At 67.7% G+C, this 313-nt stretch carries 1 protein-coding gene; it reads left to right on the top strand.

Features of this window, described 5'->3' with window-relative positions; translation table 11 throughout:
* Nucleotides 1–313: tetratricopeptide repeat protein (locus tag EN807_RS34065; RefSeq protein ID WP_135938061.1), on the top strand; the 313-nt coding region annotated here is incomplete at both ends.

Raw genomic sequence — 313 nt, 5'->3', positions numbered from 1 at the left:
CGCCATTCCCGCACCCTGTACGGTTTGGGACAATTGCTGGCGGCCAAGGGCGACCACTGGTCGGCTGCCGATACCTTCGCCACGCTGGTCGAGATCGCCCCTCAGTCGCTCAAGGCGTGGTCGAGGCTCGCCATCGAGTACCAGGCGCTAAGTCGCCACGCGGAGGCCGCGGACGCCTTCCGCAAGGTGCTGGAGCTCAATCCGGACCTTCCCGGGGCGCAATACGGCCTCGGCCGCAGCCTGGCGCAATTGCGGCAGATGGACGAGGCCGCGAAGGTCCTGAGCGCGGTGCAGGACAAGGCCGACAAACCCG

The sequence above is a fragment of the Mesorhizobium sp. M5C.F.Ca.ET.164.01.1.1 genome, assembly GCF_004792125.1.
GTDB lineage: Bacteria > Pseudomonadota > Alphaproteobacteria > Rhizobiales > Rhizobiaceae > Mesorhizobium > Mesorhizobium wenxiniae.
This window is presented reverse-complemented; position numbering and strand designations above follow the sequence as displayed.